The following is a 1,685-nucleotide window of genomic DNA, read 5'->3' as shown; positions in this document are numbered from 1 at the left end:
GCACGCGACGGCTCGTTTGCATTTACGATGGCTACCTTCCTGGCCATGCCGTCAGACCAAACTGGTTTCAGAACTGCAATCTTCTGGCTCGTTGTTACCGATACGCCGGAGAGCTAAGCAGGTTTTTCATGCCTTCCTCGAGTGAAGCCACAGCCGATTCGCTTTCGACCGCGACGCGCGCGAACGGCACCTTTTGCCCGCAGACGCAGCGCAAGTTCGTACTGGTCGCGGCAATCCTGGCCTCGGCGCTCGGCTTCATAGACGGTTCGATCCTGGCGATCGCCATGCCGGCCTTGCGCGTCGATCTCGGCGCCAGCCTGGCGGAAGCGCAATGGATCTCCAACGCCTATGCGCTGACGCTTTCGGCGCTGATTCTGGCCGGTGGTGCCGCCGGCGACCGATTCGGCCTAAGGCGCGCATTCGTGACCGGCATCGCGCTCTTCATCGCAGCATCGCTCGCCTGCGCCCTGGCGCCCAATCCGGCGGTGCTGATCGCGTTCCGCGCCATCCAGGGCATTGGCGCCGCCATTATGGTTCCGGGCAGCCTCGCCATCATCGCCAAGGCCTATCCGAAAAAGGAGCGCGGCCGGGCGATCGGCATCTGGGCCGCGGCCTCGGCGATGACGACGGCGCTCGGGCCGGTGCTCGGCGGGTTCGTGCTGTCGACTTTCGGCAACGGCGTCTGGCGCGCGATCTTTGCCGTCAACCTGCCGCTCGGACTGGTTTCGATCTATCTGCTGCTCGCCAAGATACCGGCGGACCAGCCGACCGAAAAGCGCAGCCTCGACCTCGGGGGCGCCGCGCTCGCCACGCTCGCCTTCGGGGCGCTGGCCTATGGGCTGACGGCGATGAACGCCGAGGGCGGCGGGATAATGGCCGGGCCGGCGATCGTCGCCGGCGTCGTCCTGCTTTTCATTTTCATTCTCTATGAGCGCTGGCAGCGCGAGCCGATGATCGATCTCGGCCTGTTTCGCATCGGGGCCTTCGCCGGCGCCAATCTCGCGACCTTCTTCCTCTATTTCGCGCTGTCGGCGAACCTGTTCTACCTGCCCATGGTTCTGATCGCGGGCTGGGGACTGAGCACAGCCGAGGTCGGCTTCATCTTCCTGCCGCTGTCGGCATTGATCGCGCTGCTGTCGGGGCCGGTCGGCCAGTGGTCCGACAAGATCGGCCCGCGCCTGCCGATCGCCGCCGGCAGCTTGGTCGTCGCGATCGCCTTTGCTGGCATGGCCGTGCTCGCCCATGCCGGGATCCACAATTTCTGGACCGGGACCTTTCCGCTGATGGCGGTGATGGGGCTCGGCATGGCGCTCGTCGTGTCGCCGCTGTCGACGGCGATCATGACCTCCGTCGAGGACAAGGACACGGGCGCGGCATCCGGCATCAACAATGCCGTCTCGCGCATCGGCGGCCTGATCGCGGTGGCGGCGATGGGCTCGCTCGCGGCTTTCGTCTATGCGCGATCGACCGGCAGCCCCGCCGGCATGCCCGGTTTCGGCGAACCGCCGGCGTCCGGGCTCGCGGCCAATCTCGACGCGTTGAGGATTGCGGCAAGCGATTCGGCCTTTGCCGCTGTTGCCGCCGTCACGACGCTGCTTTGCCTGCTATCGTCGATCATCGCCTGGTTCACCGTGCCCGGACAGGCGCTGCCCTGGCCGCGGCAGACGGGCGATTCGCCGGATTAG

2 protein-coding genes (1 of these 2 cut by a window edge) are annotated in these 1,685 nt (G+C 66.3%); one reads left to right on the top strand and one right to left on the bottom strand.

Annotated features, from left to right (window positions below; translation table 11 throughout):
• Window positions 1-128 precede the first annotated feature (128 nt).
• A complete protein-coding gene (locus tag EOA32_RS24965) occupies window positions 129-1,685 on the top strand; it encodes an MFS transporter (RefSeq protein WP_128373143.1) in 1,557 nt (518 codons plus the stop codon).
• On the bottom strand, window positions 1,682-1,685 hold the 3' end of the coding sequence (locus EOA32_RS24960; RefSeq protein ID WP_128373144.1) for a M23 family metallopeptidase. 1,976 nt of this gene lie beyond the right edge of the window; 4 of the gene's 1,980 nt are visible here — the last part of the coding sequence; the start codon falls outside the window, past its right edge; its stop codon occupies window positions 1,682-1,684. The genes EOA32_RS24965 and EOA32_RS24960 overlap by 4 nt on opposite strands.

The organism is Mesorhizobium sp. M1A.F.Ca.ET.072.01.1.1, from assembly GCF_004023325.1.
Classification (GTDB): Bacteria; Pseudomonadota; Alphaproteobacteria; order Rhizobiales; family Rhizobiaceae; genus Mesorhizobium.
This window is presented reverse-complemented; position numbering and strand designations above follow the sequence as displayed.